The organism is Burkholderia sp. LS-044, from assembly GCF_004803625.1.
In the GTDB taxonomy this organism is placed as follows: domain Bacteria; phylum Pseudomonadota; class Gammaproteobacteria; order Burkholderiales; family Burkholderiaceae; genus Burkholderia; species Burkholderia cepacia.
Window position 1 is genome coordinate 386,723 of sequence record NZ_SSWO01000002.1, and the last position, 15,080, is coordinate 401,802.

14 protein-coding genes are annotated in these 15,080 nt (G+C 67.8%); 5 read left to right on the plus strand and 9 right to left on the minus strand.

The genetic code is table 11. The features are described from left to right. The first annotated feature begins 73 nt into the window (after positions 1-73). Positions 74-673: a LysE family transporter gene (locus E9536_RS06875; protein WP_081061174.1), complete on the plus strand. Its 600-nt coding sequence runs from the start codon at positions 74-76 to the stop codon at positions 671-673. Between the two features lie 36 nt (positions 674-709). Here the strand turns inward: E9536_RS06875 and E9536_RS06880 are convergent, their stop codons facing one another. The 5 genes from E9536_RS06880 to E9536_RS06900 form a co-directional block, all read right to left on the minus strand. Next, a complete protein-coding gene (locus E9536_RS06880) occupies positions 710-2,164 on the minus strand; it encodes a DHA2 family efflux MFS transporter permease subunit (protein WP_136469550.1) in 1,455 nt (484 codons plus the stop codon). Then, positions 2,161-2,724, minus strand: a complete 564-nt coding sequence (locus E9536_RS06885) for an isochorismatase family protein (RefSeq protein ID WP_124814594.1) — start codon at positions 2,722-2,724, stop codon at positions 2,161-2,163. The genes E9536_RS06880 and E9536_RS06885 overlap by 4 nt, the downstream gene beginning before the upstream one ends. Positions 2,725-2,792: 68 nt before the next feature. After that, positions 2,793-3,248, minus strand: coding sequence for a MarR family transcriptional regulator (locus E9536_RS06890; protein WP_027791868.1), 456 nt, complete (start codon positions 3,246-3,248; stop codon positions 2,793-2,795). Between the two features lie 73 nt (positions 3,249-3,321). Then, the gene (locus E9536_RS06895) at positions 3,322-3,555 is read right to left on the minus strand and encodes a hypothetical protein (protein WP_027791867.1); all 234 of its coding nucleotides are present in this window, start codon (positions 3,553-3,555) and stop codon (positions 3,322-3,324) included. Positions 3,556-3,596: 41 nt separating this feature from the next. Further along, positions 3,597-4,679 carry a serine hydrolase gene (locus E9536_RS06900; protein WP_059697411.1) on the minus strand — a complete coding sequence of 361 codons (1,083 nt, stop codon included), beginning with the start codon at positions 4,677-4,679 and terminating at the stop codon, positions 3,597-3,599. 230 nt (positions 4,680-4,909) lie between these two features. Here E9536_RS06900 and E9536_RS06905 point away from each other — a divergent pair, with 230 nt between their 5' ends. After that, on the plus strand, positions 4,910-5,899 hold the full coding sequence (locus E9536_RS06905) for a hypothetical protein (RefSeq protein ID WP_136469551.1): 990 nt from the start codon (positions 4,910-4,912) through the stop codon (positions 5,897-5,899). On the opposite strand, the gene E9536_RS06910 is transcribed toward E9536_RS06905, so the two are convergent. Then, the gene (locus E9536_RS06910; protein ID WP_060085452.1) at positions 5,896-6,174 is read right to left on the minus strand and encodes a hypothetical protein; all 279 of its coding nucleotides are present in this window, start codon (positions 6,172-6,174) and stop codon (positions 5,896-5,898) included. The genes E9536_RS06905 and E9536_RS06910 overlap by 4 nt on opposite strands. Before the next feature lie 51 nt (positions 6,175-6,225). On the opposite strand from E9536_RS06910, the gene E9536_RS06915 reads away from it, so the two are divergent. After that, positions 6,226-7,101 (plus strand): LysR substrate-binding domain-containing protein, encoded by an 876-nt coding sequence (locus E9536_RS06915; protein WP_136469552.1) that lies wholly within the window; start codon positions 6,226-6,228, stop codon positions 7,099-7,101. A gap of 74 nt (positions 7,102-7,175) precedes the next feature. Beyond that, positions 7,176-7,460 carry a transcriptional regulator gene (locus tag E9536_RS06920; RefSeq protein ID WP_113046845.1) on the plus strand — a complete coding sequence of 95 codons (285 nt, stop codon included), beginning with the start codon at positions 7,176-7,178 and terminating at the stop codon, positions 7,458-7,460. A 70-nt stretch (positions 7,461-7,530) separates the two neighbouring features. Here E9536_RS06920 and E9536_RS06925 read toward each other — a convergent pair whose 3' ends face one another. The 3 genes from E9536_RS06925 to E9536_RS06945 all read right to left on the minus strand — a co-directional run bounded on the left by E9536_RS06925 (position 7,531) and on the right by E9536_RS06945 (position 13,511). Then, positions 7,531-8,274: a transporter gene (locus E9536_RS06925; protein WP_136469553.1), complete on the minus strand. Its 744-nt coding sequence runs from the start codon at positions 8,272-8,274 to the stop codon at positions 7,531-7,533. A gap of 79 nt (positions 8,275-8,353) precedes the next feature. Further along, on the minus strand, positions 8,354-11,119 hold the full coding sequence (mgtA, locus tag E9536_RS06930; RefSeq protein ID WP_136469554.1) for a magnesium-translocating P-type ATPase: 2,766 nt from the start codon (positions 11,117-11,119) through the stop codon (positions 8,354-8,356). A gap of 712 nt (positions 11,120-11,831) precedes the next feature. After that, positions 11,832-13,511: a S8 family peptidase gene (locus E9536_RS06945; RefSeq protein WP_136469555.1), complete on the minus strand. Its 1,680-nt coding sequence runs from the start codon at positions 13,509-13,511 to the stop codon at positions 11,832-11,834. 421 nt (positions 13,512-13,932) lie between these two features. On the opposite strand from E9536_RS06945, the gene E9536_RS06950 reads away from it, so the two are divergent. Continuing rightward, positions 13,933-14,829 (plus strand): glutamate/aspartate ABC transporter substrate-binding protein, encoded by an 897-nt coding sequence (locus E9536_RS06950; RefSeq protein WP_049098212.1) that lies wholly within the window; start codon positions 13,933-13,935, stop codon positions 14,827-14,829. Positions 14,830-15,080: the final 251 nt, after the last annotated feature.

The window sequence follows — 15,080 nt, forward strand, 5'->3', positions numbered from 1 at the left end:
AAAAAGCTTTCGCTGTCGTAATGGCGGGATCGCGCGTAAAACAGGGCTTCGACGACGCCAACCGGGAGCTTCCGTGCCGTTCCGAGACTACCTGCCGCTGATGCTGTTCGTGATCGTGTCCACCGTGACGCCGGGCGGCGCGACGACGCTCGCCACTGCGTCGGGCGCGCATTTCGGCTATCGGCGTTCGCTGCCGATGATGGCGGGCATCGCGGCCGGCCTGGCGTCGATGGCCGCGGCGGCGGCGGCCGGGCTCGGCGGCGTGCTGCTTGCGCTGCCCGCGTTGCAACTCGTGATGAAGGCGGTCGGTTCGGTGTACCTCGTGTGGCTGGCCGTGCGCATCGGGCGCGGCGGCAAGCCGCGGCTGGATGCCGAGGTGCACCGCCCGCAGGGTTTCCTCAGCGGCGTCTGGATGCTCTGGCACAACCCGAAAGGCTGGGCGATGACGCTCGGCGCGGCCGCGTCGTTCGCCGCGCTCGCGTCCGGCCCGGCCCGGCTCGGCATATTGCTCGGGCTGGCGTTCGGCGTGGCCGCGATGGCGTCGCTGTCGCTCTGGTGTTTCGCCGGGCTGCTGTTCGCGCGGGTGTTGCGCACGGAGCGGCAGTGGCACTGCCTGAATGCGGCGCTCGGCGTGCTGCTCGTGATCTCGATCGTGCCGATGTGGCTGCCGTAGCGGGTCGGCCGCACGTGTCGTGCGGCCGACCGAAGGTCAGCGCGAACCGGCGCGCGCGGTGCCGGCCGGCTGCCCGCCCGCACCGGCCGACCACAACGGCAGGCGCAGCGTCGTGACGACGCTTGCCGCGTGCAGCACGCAAAGCAGGCCGAACGCCCACGCATACGCGTTCGCCGGCGTGCCGCCGCCCGCCGCCGATTCGACCTGCAGCCGCCATGCGAGGAACAGCGTGCACACGGTGGTGAACGTCGGGCCGCCGAGACGCTGCACGATATTGAGCGAGGTCGTCGCCATCGGCAGGTTGCGGCGCTCGACCGACGCATACGCGGCGGCGATCGACGGCGCGCCGATCGCGCTCTGGCCCATGCCGCGCAGGAACAGCGCCGGCACGAGCAGGTAAGGATCGTAGCCAGTCAGCGCGAGGAACACGAGCGGCAGCGTCGCGAGGAGTGCGAGCAACGCGCCGGCCGAGGCCAGCCGGCGCACGCCGAACCGGCTCGTCAGCGCGCCCATCGACGGATACGTGACGAGCATGCCGAGGCCCATCGGCGCGAGCAGCCAGCCCATTTCGCCGGGCGTGCGCCCGCACGCCTGGATCAGGAACACCGGAATCAGCATCTGGCCCGCGAACAGCGCGCCGTTCGACAGGAACTGCGTCGACGCGGCCGCGCCGAACACCTTGCCGCGGAACAGCGCAAGGTCGATCAGCGCATCGTCACCGTTGCGCGTCTCGGCCCGCAGGAACGCGGCGAGCAACAGCGCCGACACGACGATCGCCGCGATGCCGGGCGCTTCGTTGATCCGCTCGATGCCGTACAGGAACAGCACGAGCCCCGGCGACAGCAGCGCGAGGCCGACCCAGTCGAGCGTGCGCCGTTGCGCGTCGTCGCGGTCGGCCGGCAGGAACCGCGCGGCCAGCGCGAGCGCCAACACGCCGACGGGCAGGTTCACGAGAAACAGCCAGCGCCACGACGCGTGTTGCAGGATCGCGCCGGCCACGACCGGGCCGAGGATCGGCGCGAGCAGCACGGGCACGGCCGCGTAGCCGATCACGCGCGCCATCTGCTGGCCGGCGACACGCGCGATCATCATCTGCGCCATCGGCGCGAGCAGCCCGCCGCTGACCCCTTGCAGCACGCGGAAGGCGATCAGCGACGGCGCGGACCATGCGAGCCCGCACAGGGCGGACGTGAGCGTGAACGCCGAGAAGCACCACAGATACAGCGCCTTTGCGCCGATCCGGTCGACGAGCCAGCCGTTCAGCGGCAGCACCAGCGTCAGCGCGAGCAGGTAGCCGCTCGTCACCCACTGGATCGTCGCGAGGCTCGCGTGCAGGTCGGTCGCGAGGCTCGACAGCGACACGTTGACGATCGTCGCGTCGAGCTGCGACAGCAGCGAGCCGAGCGTGGCGACCGCGCCGACCTTCCAGATCGACGGATCGAGCCGGCCGGCCGCGCGGCCCGGCGCCGGCTGCGCGCGTTCGCCGCTCACGCGCCGCGCCGGTCGAGCAGCGCGACGATGTCCTGCGTCGTGCCCGTCTCGCCGAGGCGCGGGAACAGGCGCTCGACGCTGTTCGCATGCGCGTCCGCGTTGAGGTCGGTCATCGCGTCGATGGCGAGCGTGACGTTGTAGCCGAGTTCGTGCGCCTGCCGTGCGGTCGACTCGACGCCGATGCTCGTCGCGACGCCGGCCAGCACGATCTGCGTGACGCCGGCCGCCTTCAGGTGCGCGTCGAGGCCGGTGCCGGTAAACGCGCCCCAGGTTTTCTTCGTCACGACGTGGTCGCCGGGCTGACGGTTCAGTTCGGGGACGAGCTCGGTCCAGTCGGGGGGCAGCGCACCGGTGCGCGCCTGCTGCTGCGTGCGGCCCGGCGCAACGCCGGCGACGTTGACGAGCACGACCGGCAGGCCGCGGCCGCGGAATGCGTCGAGCAGCGCGCGGCTGTGTGCGACCACCGGTTCGACCGGGTGCGCGGTGGGGAGGGCGACGATGCCTTTCTGCAGGTCGATGACGACGAGTGCCGTGTTCGTGTCGAGACGGGTTGCGCTCATGATGGGGGCTCCGTGGAAGGGACGAGGAAAGCCGTGCGCGCGAATGCGGCGAGGCGCGCGGGCCGGGTTCACTGCTCGCCGATGCGGCGGATCAGCGGGATTGCGGCGGCGAGCGTGTCGATGTCTGCGGGGTCGAGCTGCTCGATCGCGGCGCCGAGCCACTTGTGCTTGGCGGCGTTGCGCTTGAGCCGCGCGTCGAGGCCGGCCGCGGTCAGCCGGAACAGGATCTGGCGGCCGTCGGTCGGATGCGGTTCGCGCTCGACGAGACCGTCTTCCTCGAGGCTCGCGAGAATCGCCTTCATCGATTGAGGCTTCATCGCTTCGGCGCGCGCGAGATCGGCGGTCGTCATCGGCCCGTGCCGCTGGAGTCGCGCGAGCGCGCTCGTCTGGGACATGCCGAGCCCGTCGGATTCGATCTCGGAGCGGAGCCGGCGGACCAGCTGGCCGACCGCGAGGGTCAGGTCGGCCGCGACGATATCGGCGGAAACGCCGGATTTGCGTGGAGGGTTCATGCGGCGGATCATAGAACACGACAGCTAAACTTGCAAGTTTAGCTGTCGAATTGACCGCCGGTTCGAGGTACGGCCGGGTGTGCGGTTACGCGCGGCGAAGCGGGACCGGTACGACCTCGTTGTATCTCGGGGTCGCGCTCTCGTGCAGCAGGTCGCCGAGGTATTGCGCGAGTTCGTCGGCGGCGAGCGCGGACGGAATGTGCAGGTTGGCCGCGCGTCGCTTGCCTTCGGTGCCGAGATCGAACACGGCCCAGCGGTCGTCCTTGCGCACGACGGCGAGTAGACGGCCAAATGCGTTGAAGCGGTATTCGTCCTGCATGGCTGCGCTCCCGTAGGTGACTGCGCCGGCCGCCCGCGCGCTCACTGGATCGAGCAGGACAGCCAGCGATGGATCTTGATGGCATCGCTCGAGACGCCTGCACGCGTCGGTGCGCCGAGCAGCACGACCGTTTCGCGGCGGCCCTTCACACGCATGCGCATCACGACGCCGTGCCCCGACTCGTTGATGAAGCCGGTTTTCTGCAGCCGGATCGGCAGGCGGCGGTAGCGGACGAGCGGGTCGGAATTCACGTACACCAGCTCGCCGTCGCCGGGGCGCACGGTGGTCGACGTATCCGTCGAGAAATAGCGGATCAGCGGGTCCTGCGCCGCCGCGCCGACGAGCTTCGCGAGATCCTCGGCCGTCGACACGTTGTGCGGCGACAGGCCGGTCGGCTCGCGGAAGTGCGTATGGTGCATGCCGAGCCGGCGCGCTTCGCGATTCATCGCGTTGACGAACGCGGTGCGCCCGCCCGGATAGTCGCGGCTCAGCGCGGCGGCCGCACGGTTTTCCGACGACATCAGCGCGATATGGAACATCTCGCGGCGCGACAGTTCCGAACCCACCTGCAGGCGCGACCCGGTGAACTTGATCGTGTCGCGGTCGCGCGCGGTGACGCGCAGCACGCCGTTCAGCGGACGGTCGGCGTCGCGCGCGACGACGGCCGTCATCAGCTTCGAGATCGACGCGATCGGCCGCACCGAACGTGCGTTGCGCGCCAGCAGCGGCGTGCCGGAGTCGACGTCGAGCACGTAGGCCGCGCGTGAATGCAGGGCATTGACCGCGCGTGGGGTGTAGCCGCAGCTTGCCATCAGGCGCGGTTTCGCGGCGGCCGGGCGCGGGCGGACGGCGGTCGTGCGCTTCGCGCGGCGATGCGGGGCCGGGGCGGCGTGACGCTTGATCGTCTGATGCCTCGCACTCGGGCGACGATGCTTGACCGCCTTGTGCTTGCGGTGGGGTTTCTTCTTGACGGCTTTCTTGTGCGGATGCGCGTGGGCCTGCGCGGTGCGATGCGGCTGCGCGCGCTGCGCGGACGCGTTCGCGGCGAACGCGAGCAGCAGGAACGAGAGAGCGAGGATCAGCGTGGTCCGGGCGCGAGGCACGCGCGCGATGAGGCCGGTCAAGCGAAAGTCTCCTTTCCACGCGCGAGGTGGCGGCGCGGAATGCATGGGCGGTCAGCGGGTGCGGGAAATTATAAGGTCGATCGCGGGAGGATGACGATAGCAGCCGGCCGTCGGCGCGCTGTTTTGCCGGCTGCCGTTGCGGTGTGCCGCGTTTTGCGTCGATATGTCGCGCCGGCGTGACAAACGATGGTACGGCCGGCAAGATGGCGAGCCCATCGTCAGGAGAACCCATGTCCCGCCAACCGCACGCGCTGCCCGTGCTGCCGCTTGCATCGATCGGCAGCCTGTCCGCGACAGGTGAACTCGTTGCCTTCAACGTCGGCGCGGACGATGTGTTGTACACGGCATTTGCACTGGAACCGCTCGACGACCGGACACGCTCCGACGGCGCTTCGTTCGCGATCACGACACCGTCGGCTGCGCGGCGCTATCGCTTGATTGCGTGGCGGGACGGCGAAACGCTGCTCGATCTCGTCGTCGACAACGAACCGTTCGATATTCACGAGATCCAGCCGGTGGGAGACGATCTGCTGCTGGTTTGCTGTCGATCCTGCTATCGCGGGCCGGACGACTTCGACCTGAACGGTCGCCTCTATCGCCGCGACGGCACGCGTTGCGGAGAAATACTGCTGGGCGACGGCATCCGGTCTGTGCAGGTCACGGGCACGGGAGAAATCTGGACGTCCTATTTCGACGAAGGTGTCTTCGGCAATTTCGGCTGGGGGGCGCCGGTCGGGGCGTCCGGACTGGTCGCCTGGAGCCGGCGCGGCGAGCTGCTTCATGCGTTCTCGCCGCCCGAGGGGCTGGGTCCGATCGACGATTGTTATGCGCTCAACGTTCAAGGTGACCACGACGTCTGGCTGTATTACTACAGCGAATTCGCGCTCGTCCACTTGCGCGACCGGCTGCCTGTTGCGTCATGGCGTATTCCGGTCAAGGGCAGTCACGCGTTCGCGGTGATGGACGACCAAGCGCGACACGGCGGGTTCGTGGCGCTGTTGTGCGGGGCATACGGCGATCGCGACGTGTTGCAGCTCGTGCGTCCGGGCGCCGATGGCCAGGTACGGGTGGTACGCGCGTATCGCATGCTGAATGGTGACTCGGCGCCTGTGGGTGTGGCACGCGCGGTCGGCCGTGGTCGTGCGCTGTACGTTGTCGGCACGGACGGCAACGTGTATCGGATCGACATGACGGGGCTTTGCGCGGCCGATACCGCTTAACGCGGCCAGTTCCGCCGCGACACGACCGCGAAACTGATCGCGATCGACCCCGTTACCACGCGCGGCGGCGGATCGTCGAGCGCGTCGCCGAAGCGAAAACGGCGGCTGCGTCCGTCGCTGCGTTCGGCACGACGTTTCGGTGCACGCGTATCGGCCGCGGCGGCGCGTTCGTTTGCGACGGCCGTATCGCACGGCTGGTCGGCCACGCAGTCGGCGGCATGATCGAGGGGCATGACAGTCGGTTCCGGGAAGGGCATGCCCGTATTGAACGTCATTGCGTTCGATCGGTAAAATGAATGTTTCAATCGTTACGATTCCTTTTAAGAATGGAATTGAAACTGCTGCGTACGTTCCTGACCGTCACCGAGCTGTGCCATTTCAGCCGCGCGGCCGATACGCTGCACATGAGCCAGCCGGCACTGAGCAAGCAGATCGGCGCGCTGGAGGCGAGCCTCGGCGGCAAGCTGTTCGAGCGCGGGCGGCACGGCGCGGAGCTGACGCCGTTCGGTGAGCGTTTCCTGCCCGACGCGCAGGCGCTCGTGCGCGATGCCGACGAGATCCTCGCGCGCGCACGGGAGGCGACCAGCGGGCAGCGCGGGCATCTGCGGCTCGGCATTTGCCTGTCGGTGCTGACGATCGTGCCGAAGCGGGTCGCGGAGTTTCGTCGCCGCAATCCGGGCATTGCGGTCACGTTGAGCGACCTGTCGTCGTCCGAGCAGACACGCCGGCTGCGCGCGGGCAAGCTCGATGCCGGGTTTCTGCGCCTGCCGGCCGACGAAGGTTTGTCGTCGTTCAAGGTGGTCGACGAGGGGCTCGCGCTGGCGGTGCCGCCGCATCTCGGCTTCAAGCGCGTGCCGGCCGATCTCGACGTGCTCAACGAGATCGGCTTCATCGCGCTGCAGCGTGCGCGGGGCCCGGGGCTCGCCGCGCAGATCGATCGATGGTGCGTCGAGCGCCGCTTCGTGCCGCACGTGACACAGCAGGCCGAGGACGTGCAGTCGGTGCTGACGTCGGTCGCGGCCGGTGTCGGCGTCGCGTTCATTCCGTCGCGCGCGCAGTACCTGCTGCGCGATGCGACGGTGCTGCCGCTCGATGGCCGGGACGCAAAGTGGCGCGTCGGGCTGGCGTGGCTGTCGGATCGCGACGATCCCGTGACCACGCGCTTCGTGTCGTTCATGCGTGCCGCGATCAAGGACGCCTGACGGGCGAAGCGATATAGTCTCCGCAATCGGCGCTGAATGCGCGAATGAATACCTGTCTGCTACGGACCGAACCGATGACCTCAGAATCCGACGAATCCCCGCTCGATCCCGCACTCGTCGCGACGCTCGCAACGCTGAACGACGCCGCGAGCGATCCGGCCGGCAAGACCTGGTCGTTGCCGAAGATCGCGAAACGCACGCAACTGCCGATGAGCACGCTGCGCCGCGTGCTGACGCAGCTCGACGCCGCGGGCCTGAGTGCGACGACGCTGAACGAAGACGGCACCGGCAGCGCTGCGCTGACCGACGAAGGGCGCGCCGTGTGCGCGCAACTGTTCGGCGCGAACGACACGCAATGAAAAACGGGCCGCTGGAAGCGGCCCGTCGTCTGGCGGTTCGGTATGCGGTTCGATGCCGCACACCTGCGTGTCACCACCGCACCGTGACGCCGCCCATCACCGAATGATCGTAGGTCTGGTCGTTCAGCCCGCGCCGATAGCCGATGTCGAGATCGAGCCACGGCTTTGGCGAATAGATCGCGCCCGCGATCGCGAATGCGGGATTCGCGCCGGCGCCGCGCTCCGTGTTGCGCGACGTGCCGATGTCGGCCACGATCTGCAGCTTGTCGGTCGCCTTGTAGATCGCCGCGCCCGACACGGCCCAGATCGACGTCAGGTCGCCCTGGCGATTCGGCTGGTACGTCATGCCCGCATTCGCGAGGAACGAAAATCGCGCGACGTCGAGCTGTGCGAGCAGCGTTGCGCCGGCACCCGCGCGGCCGGTGCCGAGCCCGCGCCGGTCGTTGCCGGTCGGCGTCGTCAGTTTCGGCTTCAGCGCGATCGACAGCGGGCCGCGTTCGACGAACCGCCATTTCATGCCGATCTCGACATCGCCGATTCCCGCACCGTTCTCGTCGGTCCGCGTTTGCAGATGCGTGTAAGGCACGTTCACGTAGAGATCGACGCGTTCGCCGAACCCGCGCGTGAGCGTCGCGTTCCACAGCTGGTGGCGGCCGTTTTCTTCCTGTTTCGAGGTTTCCTCGGCGTTGAACTCGAACTGCCAGTTCGCGTTGCCCTGCGTGCCCGTGTCGTCGCTGACGAGCGGATGGGTGGCGAGGGCCTCGAACGGCGCCAGGAGGGCGCTCGCGGCTGCGAGCGGAAGCATTCTCTTCATTGCATCACCTGTGTCGTGCATGGCGAGCCGGCCGGCCCACGGCGCAGCGCGCGGGCCGGCCGGCTTCAGGCCGGGACCATCAGAACCACTGCTTGTAGCGGCGCACGTAGATCGTCTTGACGATCTGCGCGAGCAGGATATAGCCGACCATCGTCGCGGCGAGCCACAGCCAGAAGGTGCCCGGCAGGTGCATGAAGCCGAGCGACTCCGCGAACGGCGAGAACGGCAGCCAGCAGCCGATCGCGATCGCGGTGAACGTCGACAGCAGCACCGGCAGCGCGGCCGTGCTCTGCAGGAACGGGATCTTCTGCGTGCGCAGCAGGTGCACGACGAGCGTCTGCGACACGAGGCTCTCGATGAACCAGCCCGAGTTCATCACGATCTGGCCGCCCGCACCGCCGTTCAGGTGATACATCGCACCCGCGCCGAATACCGTCCACATCAGGATGTACGTCGTGATGTCGAACACCGACGACGTCGGCCCGACCCACAGCATGAAGCGGCTGATGTTGCCGGCTTCCCACTTGCGCGGCTTCTTCAGGAACTCGGGGTCCATCTTGTCCCACGGCAGCAGCATCTGCGACGTGTCGTAGATCAGGTTCAGCACGAGCAGCTGCGTCGCGAGCATCGGCTCCCACGGCAGGAATGCGCTCGCGACGAGCACCGAGAACACGTTGCCGAAGTTCGAGCTCGCGGTCATGTTCAGGTACTTCAGGATGTTGCCGAACGTCTCGCGGCCCTTGATCACGCCTTCCTCGAGCACCATCAGGCTCTTTTCGAGCAGGATGATGTCGGCGGTTTCCTTCGCGATGTCGGCGCCGCTGTCGACCGAGATGCCGACGTCGGCGTCGCGCAGCGCGGGGGCGTCGTTGATGCCGTCGCCGAGGAAGCCGACCGTGTGGCCGTTCGCCTGCAGCGCCTTGACGATGCGTGCCTTCTGCAGCGGCGTCAGTTTCGCGAACACGGTCGTGCGTTCGACGACCTGCGCGAGCGTCGCGTCGTCGAGCGCTTCGATCTCCGTGCCGAGGATCGGCTTGCCGGGTTCGAGGCCGACCTGGCGGCACACCTTCATCGTGACGATCGGGTTGTCGCCCGTCAGCACCTTCACGGCGACACCGTTTTCGCGCAGCGCGGCGAGCGCCGGCGCGGCCGATTCCTTCGGCGGGTCGAGGAAGGTCAGGAAGCCGCGCACGACGAGGTCGTGTTCGTCGGCGGTGCGGTACTGTTGGCGCTCGTCGCCGCGCGGGATCGTGCGCGTCGCGAGCACGAGCACGCGGAAGCCGTCCTCGTTGTACGCGCTCGCCTGTTCGAGCAGCCGCTTGCGCGCGACGAAGTCGAGCGGACGCACGCCGTCTTCATCCTGCACGTGCGTGGAGACGGCCAGCATCTCCTCGACCGCGCCCTTGCAGATCAGCAGGTGCGTGCCGTGGGTATCCTCGACGACGACCGACAGGCGGCGCCGGACGAAGTCGAACGGCAGTTCGTCGATCTTCTTGTAGCCCTGCGGCTTCACGCGCTCGCCGATCTCGTCGGCGCGTGCGACGACCGCGATGTCGATCAGGTTCTTCTGCCCGCTCTGGTGGAAGCTGTTCAGCCAGCCGAGCCGCAGGATGTCCTCGTTCTTGTGGCCCGACAGGTCGAGGTGATGCTCGAGGATGATCTTGTCCTGCGTGAGCGTGCCGGTCTTGTCGGTGCACAGCACGTCCATCGCGCCGAAGTTCTGCACCGAATTCAGGCGTTTCACGACGACCTTGCGGCGCGCCATCGCGACCGCGCCGCGCGCGAGGTTCGCGCTGACGATCATCGGCAGCATCTCGGGCGTGAGGCCCACGGCCACCGCGAGCGCGAACGTGAGCGCGCTCAGCCAGTCTCCCTTGGTCAGACCGTTGATCATGAATACGATCGGCACCATCACGAACATGAACTTGATCAGCAGCCAGCTCACGCTCGCGACGCCGCGGTCGAAGCTCGTCTCGATGCGCTTGTGGCTCACGACGTTGCGCGCGAGCGAGCCGAAGTAGGTGTCCTCGCCGGTCGCGACGACGACGGCCGTCGCCGTGCCGCTGACGACGTTGGTGCCCATGAAGCAGACGTTCTCGAGATCGAGCAACGATGCCGACGTATCGGTTGCCGCACCGGCCGCGCGCGTGCCGGCGGATTTGCCCGCGACCGCGCCGAGCGTGTCGTACTTCTCGACCGGCAGCGCCTCGCCGGTCAGCACGGCCTGACTGATGAACAGGTCGCGCGACGCGAGCAGGCGCACGTCCGCCGGGATCATGTCGCCGGCCGACAGGTGCACGATGTCGCCGGTCACGACTTCGCGCATCGGCACCTCGCGGCGGGACGGCTCGGACGTGTCGGTCACCGCGCGCTGCACGGTCGCGGTCGTGCGGACCATCGCCTTCAGCTTCTCGGCCGCGCGCAGCGAGCGGAATTCCTGCACGAAACGCAGCAGCGCGCTGATCGTGACCATCGTCAGCAGGATCGTCATGCCGACGTAGTCGCGATCGTCGGGTGCGGCGAACCAGACGTCGGTGAAGAAGCTGATGGCGGCCAGCACCAGCAGCACGTAGACGAACGGGTTGTGGAACGAGAACAGCAACTGGCGGGTCCAGTGCGGCGGCTTGTCGTGCGCGATTTCGTTCGGGCCGTCGTGCTGCAGGCGGCCGGCGGCCTGGTCGTAGGTGAGGCCGCGCGTGCTGGTGTTCAGCGACTTCAGCGTGTCTTCGAGCGGACGGGCCGCTTCCTGCGCGGCGCGCATGATGCGCGGTTCGTTCTGCGGGCCGGCGCCGGCCTTGATGAAGCCGCGTTGTTTCTTGTGCGAGGTGTTGTGTCGTGTTGTCATGAGTCGCTCCTTGCGCACGAGGCGGCGGGCGGGGAGCGACCGTGACGTTATCGACGCACGAGCGCTCCCCGCCGCGTCGCGTCAGGCGCGATCGGCTGTGGATCGGTGATGGCGGGAACGCTCGCCGGCGCGTGCGGTGCGGCCGGAGGGGCGATGCGCGGCGTCGCACCGGCGAGCGGTAATCGACTACTGTCGTCCGAGTTCATCTGCACTCCTGTCGGTTGCGGGTAATCGGCACGGGCGATCGAAGGCGACGCGCGCACGAAGGCGCGCGGCCGGACGGCACGCGAACGGAAGGCGCGCGCGGCTGACGCTGCGCGCAACACGAACGCACGCGCGCGACGGCGCGGCGCGTGCGTTCGACAACATCGAAAATTCGGCGGGAGATCTGGCCGGTCAGGCCGGAAGGGCGCCGCATCCTGCTTCCCGGGATGCGGCAGAAGACGAGGCTCTGCGCGTTTTCCTCAGGCAGCAGTCAAGTTGGTCAGGCACCAACTACAACTCGCATCGGTGTTCACAGAACACTCCATGTAATTAGACGGGAGCGATGGTAATGGGTCGCTGTGCGAAGCGTCAACCCTTTTGTCGGTCGTTATTTCGGGAAACATGATCGGGGTGATGTGTGCGTGGCGCAGCCCCGGATTGCCGCGAATGAAACGGCCGCGCGCATGCGTGATCGGCATGCGCGCGGCCGCGTGGAAGCAGGGGCGGGTTACTGGCCGGCTGCCGCGATGGCGGCCCCTGCGTCGACAATGCCCGAGCCTGCCGGCATCGCGGTGCACGACGTGCCGGCCGCGAGCTTGGTCGTGCGCGCGCCGCCTTGCAGCTTCTGCTGGATCTGCGCGGGCGTGAGGGTGCCGTTCACCGACAGCATCAGCGCGGCGACGCCCGACACCTGCGGCGTCGCAAGGCTGGTGCCGTTCGCGAGGCCGTAGGTGTCCGAGCCCGGCGTCGTGGTGCCGGTGTTCGACGTCGACAGGATGTTGACGCCCGGCGCGCTCAGCGAGACATCGGCGCCGAAGTTGCTGAACGAGGCACGGCGGCCGGTCGCGTCGGTGGCGCCGACGCTGATCACGCCGCGGCAGTTCGCAGGCTGGTCGAGCCCGGTCGACAGGCCGTCGTTGCCGGCTGCGACGACGACGGTCACACCCTTCGCGGTCACGTCGTCGATGGCCTGCTGGAACGTCGTGCTGCACGCGCCGACACCGCCGAGGCTCAGGTTGATGACCTTCGCGGGGCGCGGGTTCGTCGGCACGCCGTTCACCGGGATGCCGGCTGCCCAGCGCATCCCGTCGGCGATGTCGCTCGTCACGCCGCCGCACTTGCCGAGCACGCGCACCGGCAGGATCTGGCTGAGCCACGACACGCCGGCGATGCCGGTGCCGTTGTTGGCGGTCGCGCCGATCACGCCCATCACGCGCGTGCCGTGCCAGCTGCTGTCGCTCGGTTGGCTCGCGCAGTGATAGTACGGGCCGTTTGCGTTGTCGAGTTCCTGTTGCGTGACCCAGTCGCCCGGATCGGTTGCGTCAGGGTTGCGCGTCAGGCCGTTGTTGCTGGTGTTGACGTTGCTGATGAAGCTGTATCCGGACAGCACGTTGCCCATGAGGTCGGCATGCGGCCGGTAGCCGGTGTCGAGCACGGCCGTGACGACGGTCGGCGAACCCTTGGTCACGTTCCATGCGGGCGGCAGGTCGATGCCGGCGGTCGGGTCGGACAGGTACCACTGCTGGTTGTAGAGCGGATCGCTCGGCGTGTCGCGGATCTGCATCGGGTGATCCGGTTCCGCGTAGTCGACGTCCGAATCGGCCGCGAACGCCTGCGCGAGCGCGGCTGCGTCGGTGGCTGCCATGCGCTGGCCGAGCGACAGCACGGCCGCGCCGTTCGAGATCGTCCGTTCGACCTGCACGTTCACCGGGGCTTGCCCGACCGTGCTCGCATAGGCACGTGCACTGCCGGCGACCGGTGCCGTCCAGCGCGTCATCGAGCGCTGGATGACCGCGTCGAGCCGCGTTCCGTTGTCGATGGCCGCCATCGCGCGCGTGGCCGTCAGCGTCTTCAGCTTGACGATCAGGTGATCGATCGGCGCTTCTGCCGGCGCGGCCTGCGCCGCCATCTGCACGGCGGCCTGCTGCGTCGCGCATGCATTGTTGCCGGCCGAGGCGGGCGGGGTCGTCGGAGTGCCGGGAGCGGGCGTCGGGGCGGGGGCAGGTGCAGGTGCCGGTGCCGGCGCCGGTGCCGGCGCCGCGTTGGAAGAAGACGGGTTGCTGCCGTCGCCGCCGCCTCCGCCGCCGCAACCGGCGAGGGGCAGGAGGGCGGCGGCGGACAGCATGCCGGCGAGCATGCGCGCATGTGCGGAGCGCGCCAGCGCAAGATTGAAACGCTTGGTTCTCATGTTGAAACTCGATCCTCGTAGATAACCGTCGTGCCGGCGGTGGCGCTGGTCCGGCTGACCCGGACCTTGTCGTTTTTGTCTGGCGGCCGCGGCAAGCTTGCTGCGACGCGCCATGCACTGGGTAACGGCTGGCGCGGCGGCTTCTTGAGTGCGTTTCACGAGAAAAACCGGGGCTGGCGCAAACGATTACGTTGCTGCGCCGCAGCACGAACACGTGTTTGGAACGTATGGCACAGAAGGCGGGGTGAGCCCGCGTGCGGCCGGTCGGGCGAAATGTGCGGCGGGGGCCGGTTTGCGCGGCACGGCAAACGTCTTTCAATGCACGGCCACGGTGGAAGGTTGCTTACGCTTTCCCTGATGCGACGCGAATTTTGTCGGGCGTAGGATCGCGATTCGATCAACGTTTCGTCAGGAGAAAAGCATGGATCGCCGCTTATGCTGGCTGGCCGTCGCGCTGTCCTGTGCGCTGGCGGGTACCGCGCACGCGCAGGCCCTCACCGGCACGCTGAAGAAGATCAAGGACACGGGCGTCGTGTCGCTCGGCATTCGCGAATCGTCGGTGCCGTTCTCGTATTCGGACAACCAGCAGAAGAACATCGGCTATTCGCGCGACATCGCATCGCGCATCGTCGACCAGCTGAAGACGGAATTGAACCTGCCGAACCTCTCGGTGAAGGAGATCCCGATCACGTCGCAGAACCGGATTCCGCTGCTGCAGAACGGGACGATCGATTTCGAATGCGGATCGACGACGAACACGCTCGAACGGCAGAAGCAGGCCGCGTTCTCGAACAGCATCTTTCTCTACGGCATCCGCTTCAGCACGCGCAAGGATTCGGGCGTGAAGGATTTCGCGGACCTGGCCGGCAAGACGGTCGCGACGACGGCCGGCACGTCGGACGAGCGCCTGCTGCGCAAGCTCAACGAAGAGAAGGCGATGAACATGACGATCATCAGCGCCAAGGATCACGCCGAAGCGTTCATGAACGTCACGACCGGGCGCGCGGTGGCGTTCGTGATGGACGAGCCGTTGCTGTACGGCGAGATCGCAAAGGATCGCAACCCGGGCGCGTATACGGTGACGGGCACGCCGCTGGTTCACGAGAATTACGCGTGCATGATGCGCAGGGACGATCCGGCGTTCAAGCGCGTGGTCGACGGCGTGATTGCGAAGATGCAGACGTCGGGCGCGGCCGAGAAACTCTACGACCAATGGTTCACGCAGCCGATCCCGCCGAAGGGCGTGAGCCTCAACTATCCGCTGTCGGCGGAGATGAAGCAGCTGTTCAGGAATCCGACGGATCAGGCGCAGTATTGACCGGATGCGGTGCTGATCGACATTCGGTAATGCAAAACCGCCGGTGCGTGCCGGCGGTTGCGGTGTGGAAGGCAAGTGGCTGGAACAGCATCAGGTCTTGAGCTCCGGGCCACGCGCGACCGGTATCGCCAGGGACGCTCGAGGTACCGGCCCAAGTCAGGATTCGAGCGGCCGAAGCGGCCCGAAGCGGCTGCTGCAATGCCCGTAGCGGATTTCCGCGTATGCCGCAATCGGCATTCAACCTCGTCCGT

What these genes read in the sequence shown, in the direction of transcription:
- E9536_RS06885 (WP_124814594.1), bottom strand. Translation starts at nt 2,724, where the DNA reads ATGAGCGCAACCCGTCTCGACACGAACACGGCACTCGTCGTCATCGAC.
- E9536_RS06945 (WP_136469555.1), bottom strand. Translation starts at nt 13,511, where the DNA reads ATGAGAACCAAGCGTTTCAATCTTGCGCTGGCGCGCTCCGCACATGCG.
- E9536_RS06910 (WP_060085452.1), bottom strand. Translation starts at nt 6,174, where the DNA reads ATGACGTTCAATACGGGCATGCCCTTCCCGGAACCGACTGTCATGCCC.
- E9536_RS06895 (WP_027791867.1), bottom strand. Translation starts at nt 3,555, where the DNA reads ATGCAGGACGAATACCGCTTCAACGCATTTGGCCGTCTACTCGCCGTC.
- E9536_RS06905 (WP_136469551.1), top strand. Translation starts at nt 4,910, where the DNA reads ATGTCCCGCCAACCGCACGCGCTGCCCGTGCTGCCGCTTGCATCGATC.
- E9536_RS06915 (WP_136469552.1), top strand. Translation starts at nt 6,226, where the DNA reads ATGGAATTGAAACTGCTGCGTACGTTCCTGACCGTCACCGAGCTGTGC.
- mgtA (WP_136469554.1), bottom strand. Translation starts at nt 11,119, where the DNA reads ATGACAACACGACACAACACCTCGCACAAGAAACAACGCGGCTTCATC.
- E9536_RS06925 (WP_136469553.1), bottom strand. Translation starts at nt 8,274, where the DNA reads ATGAAGAGAATGCTTCCGCTCGCAGCCGCGAGCGCCCTCCTGGCGCCG.
- E9536_RS06950 (WP_049098212.1), top strand. Translation starts at nt 13,933, where the DNA reads ATGGATCGCCGCTTATGCTGGCTGGCCGTCGCGCTGTCCTGTGCGCTG.
- E9536_RS06920 (WP_113046845.1), top strand. Translation starts at nt 7,176, where the DNA reads ATGACCTCAGAATCCGACGAATCCCCGCTCGATCCCGCACTCGTCGCG.
- E9536_RS06890 (WP_027791868.1), bottom strand. Translation starts at nt 3,248, where the DNA reads ATGATCCGCCGCATGAACCCTCCACGCAAATCCGGCGTTTCCGCCGAT.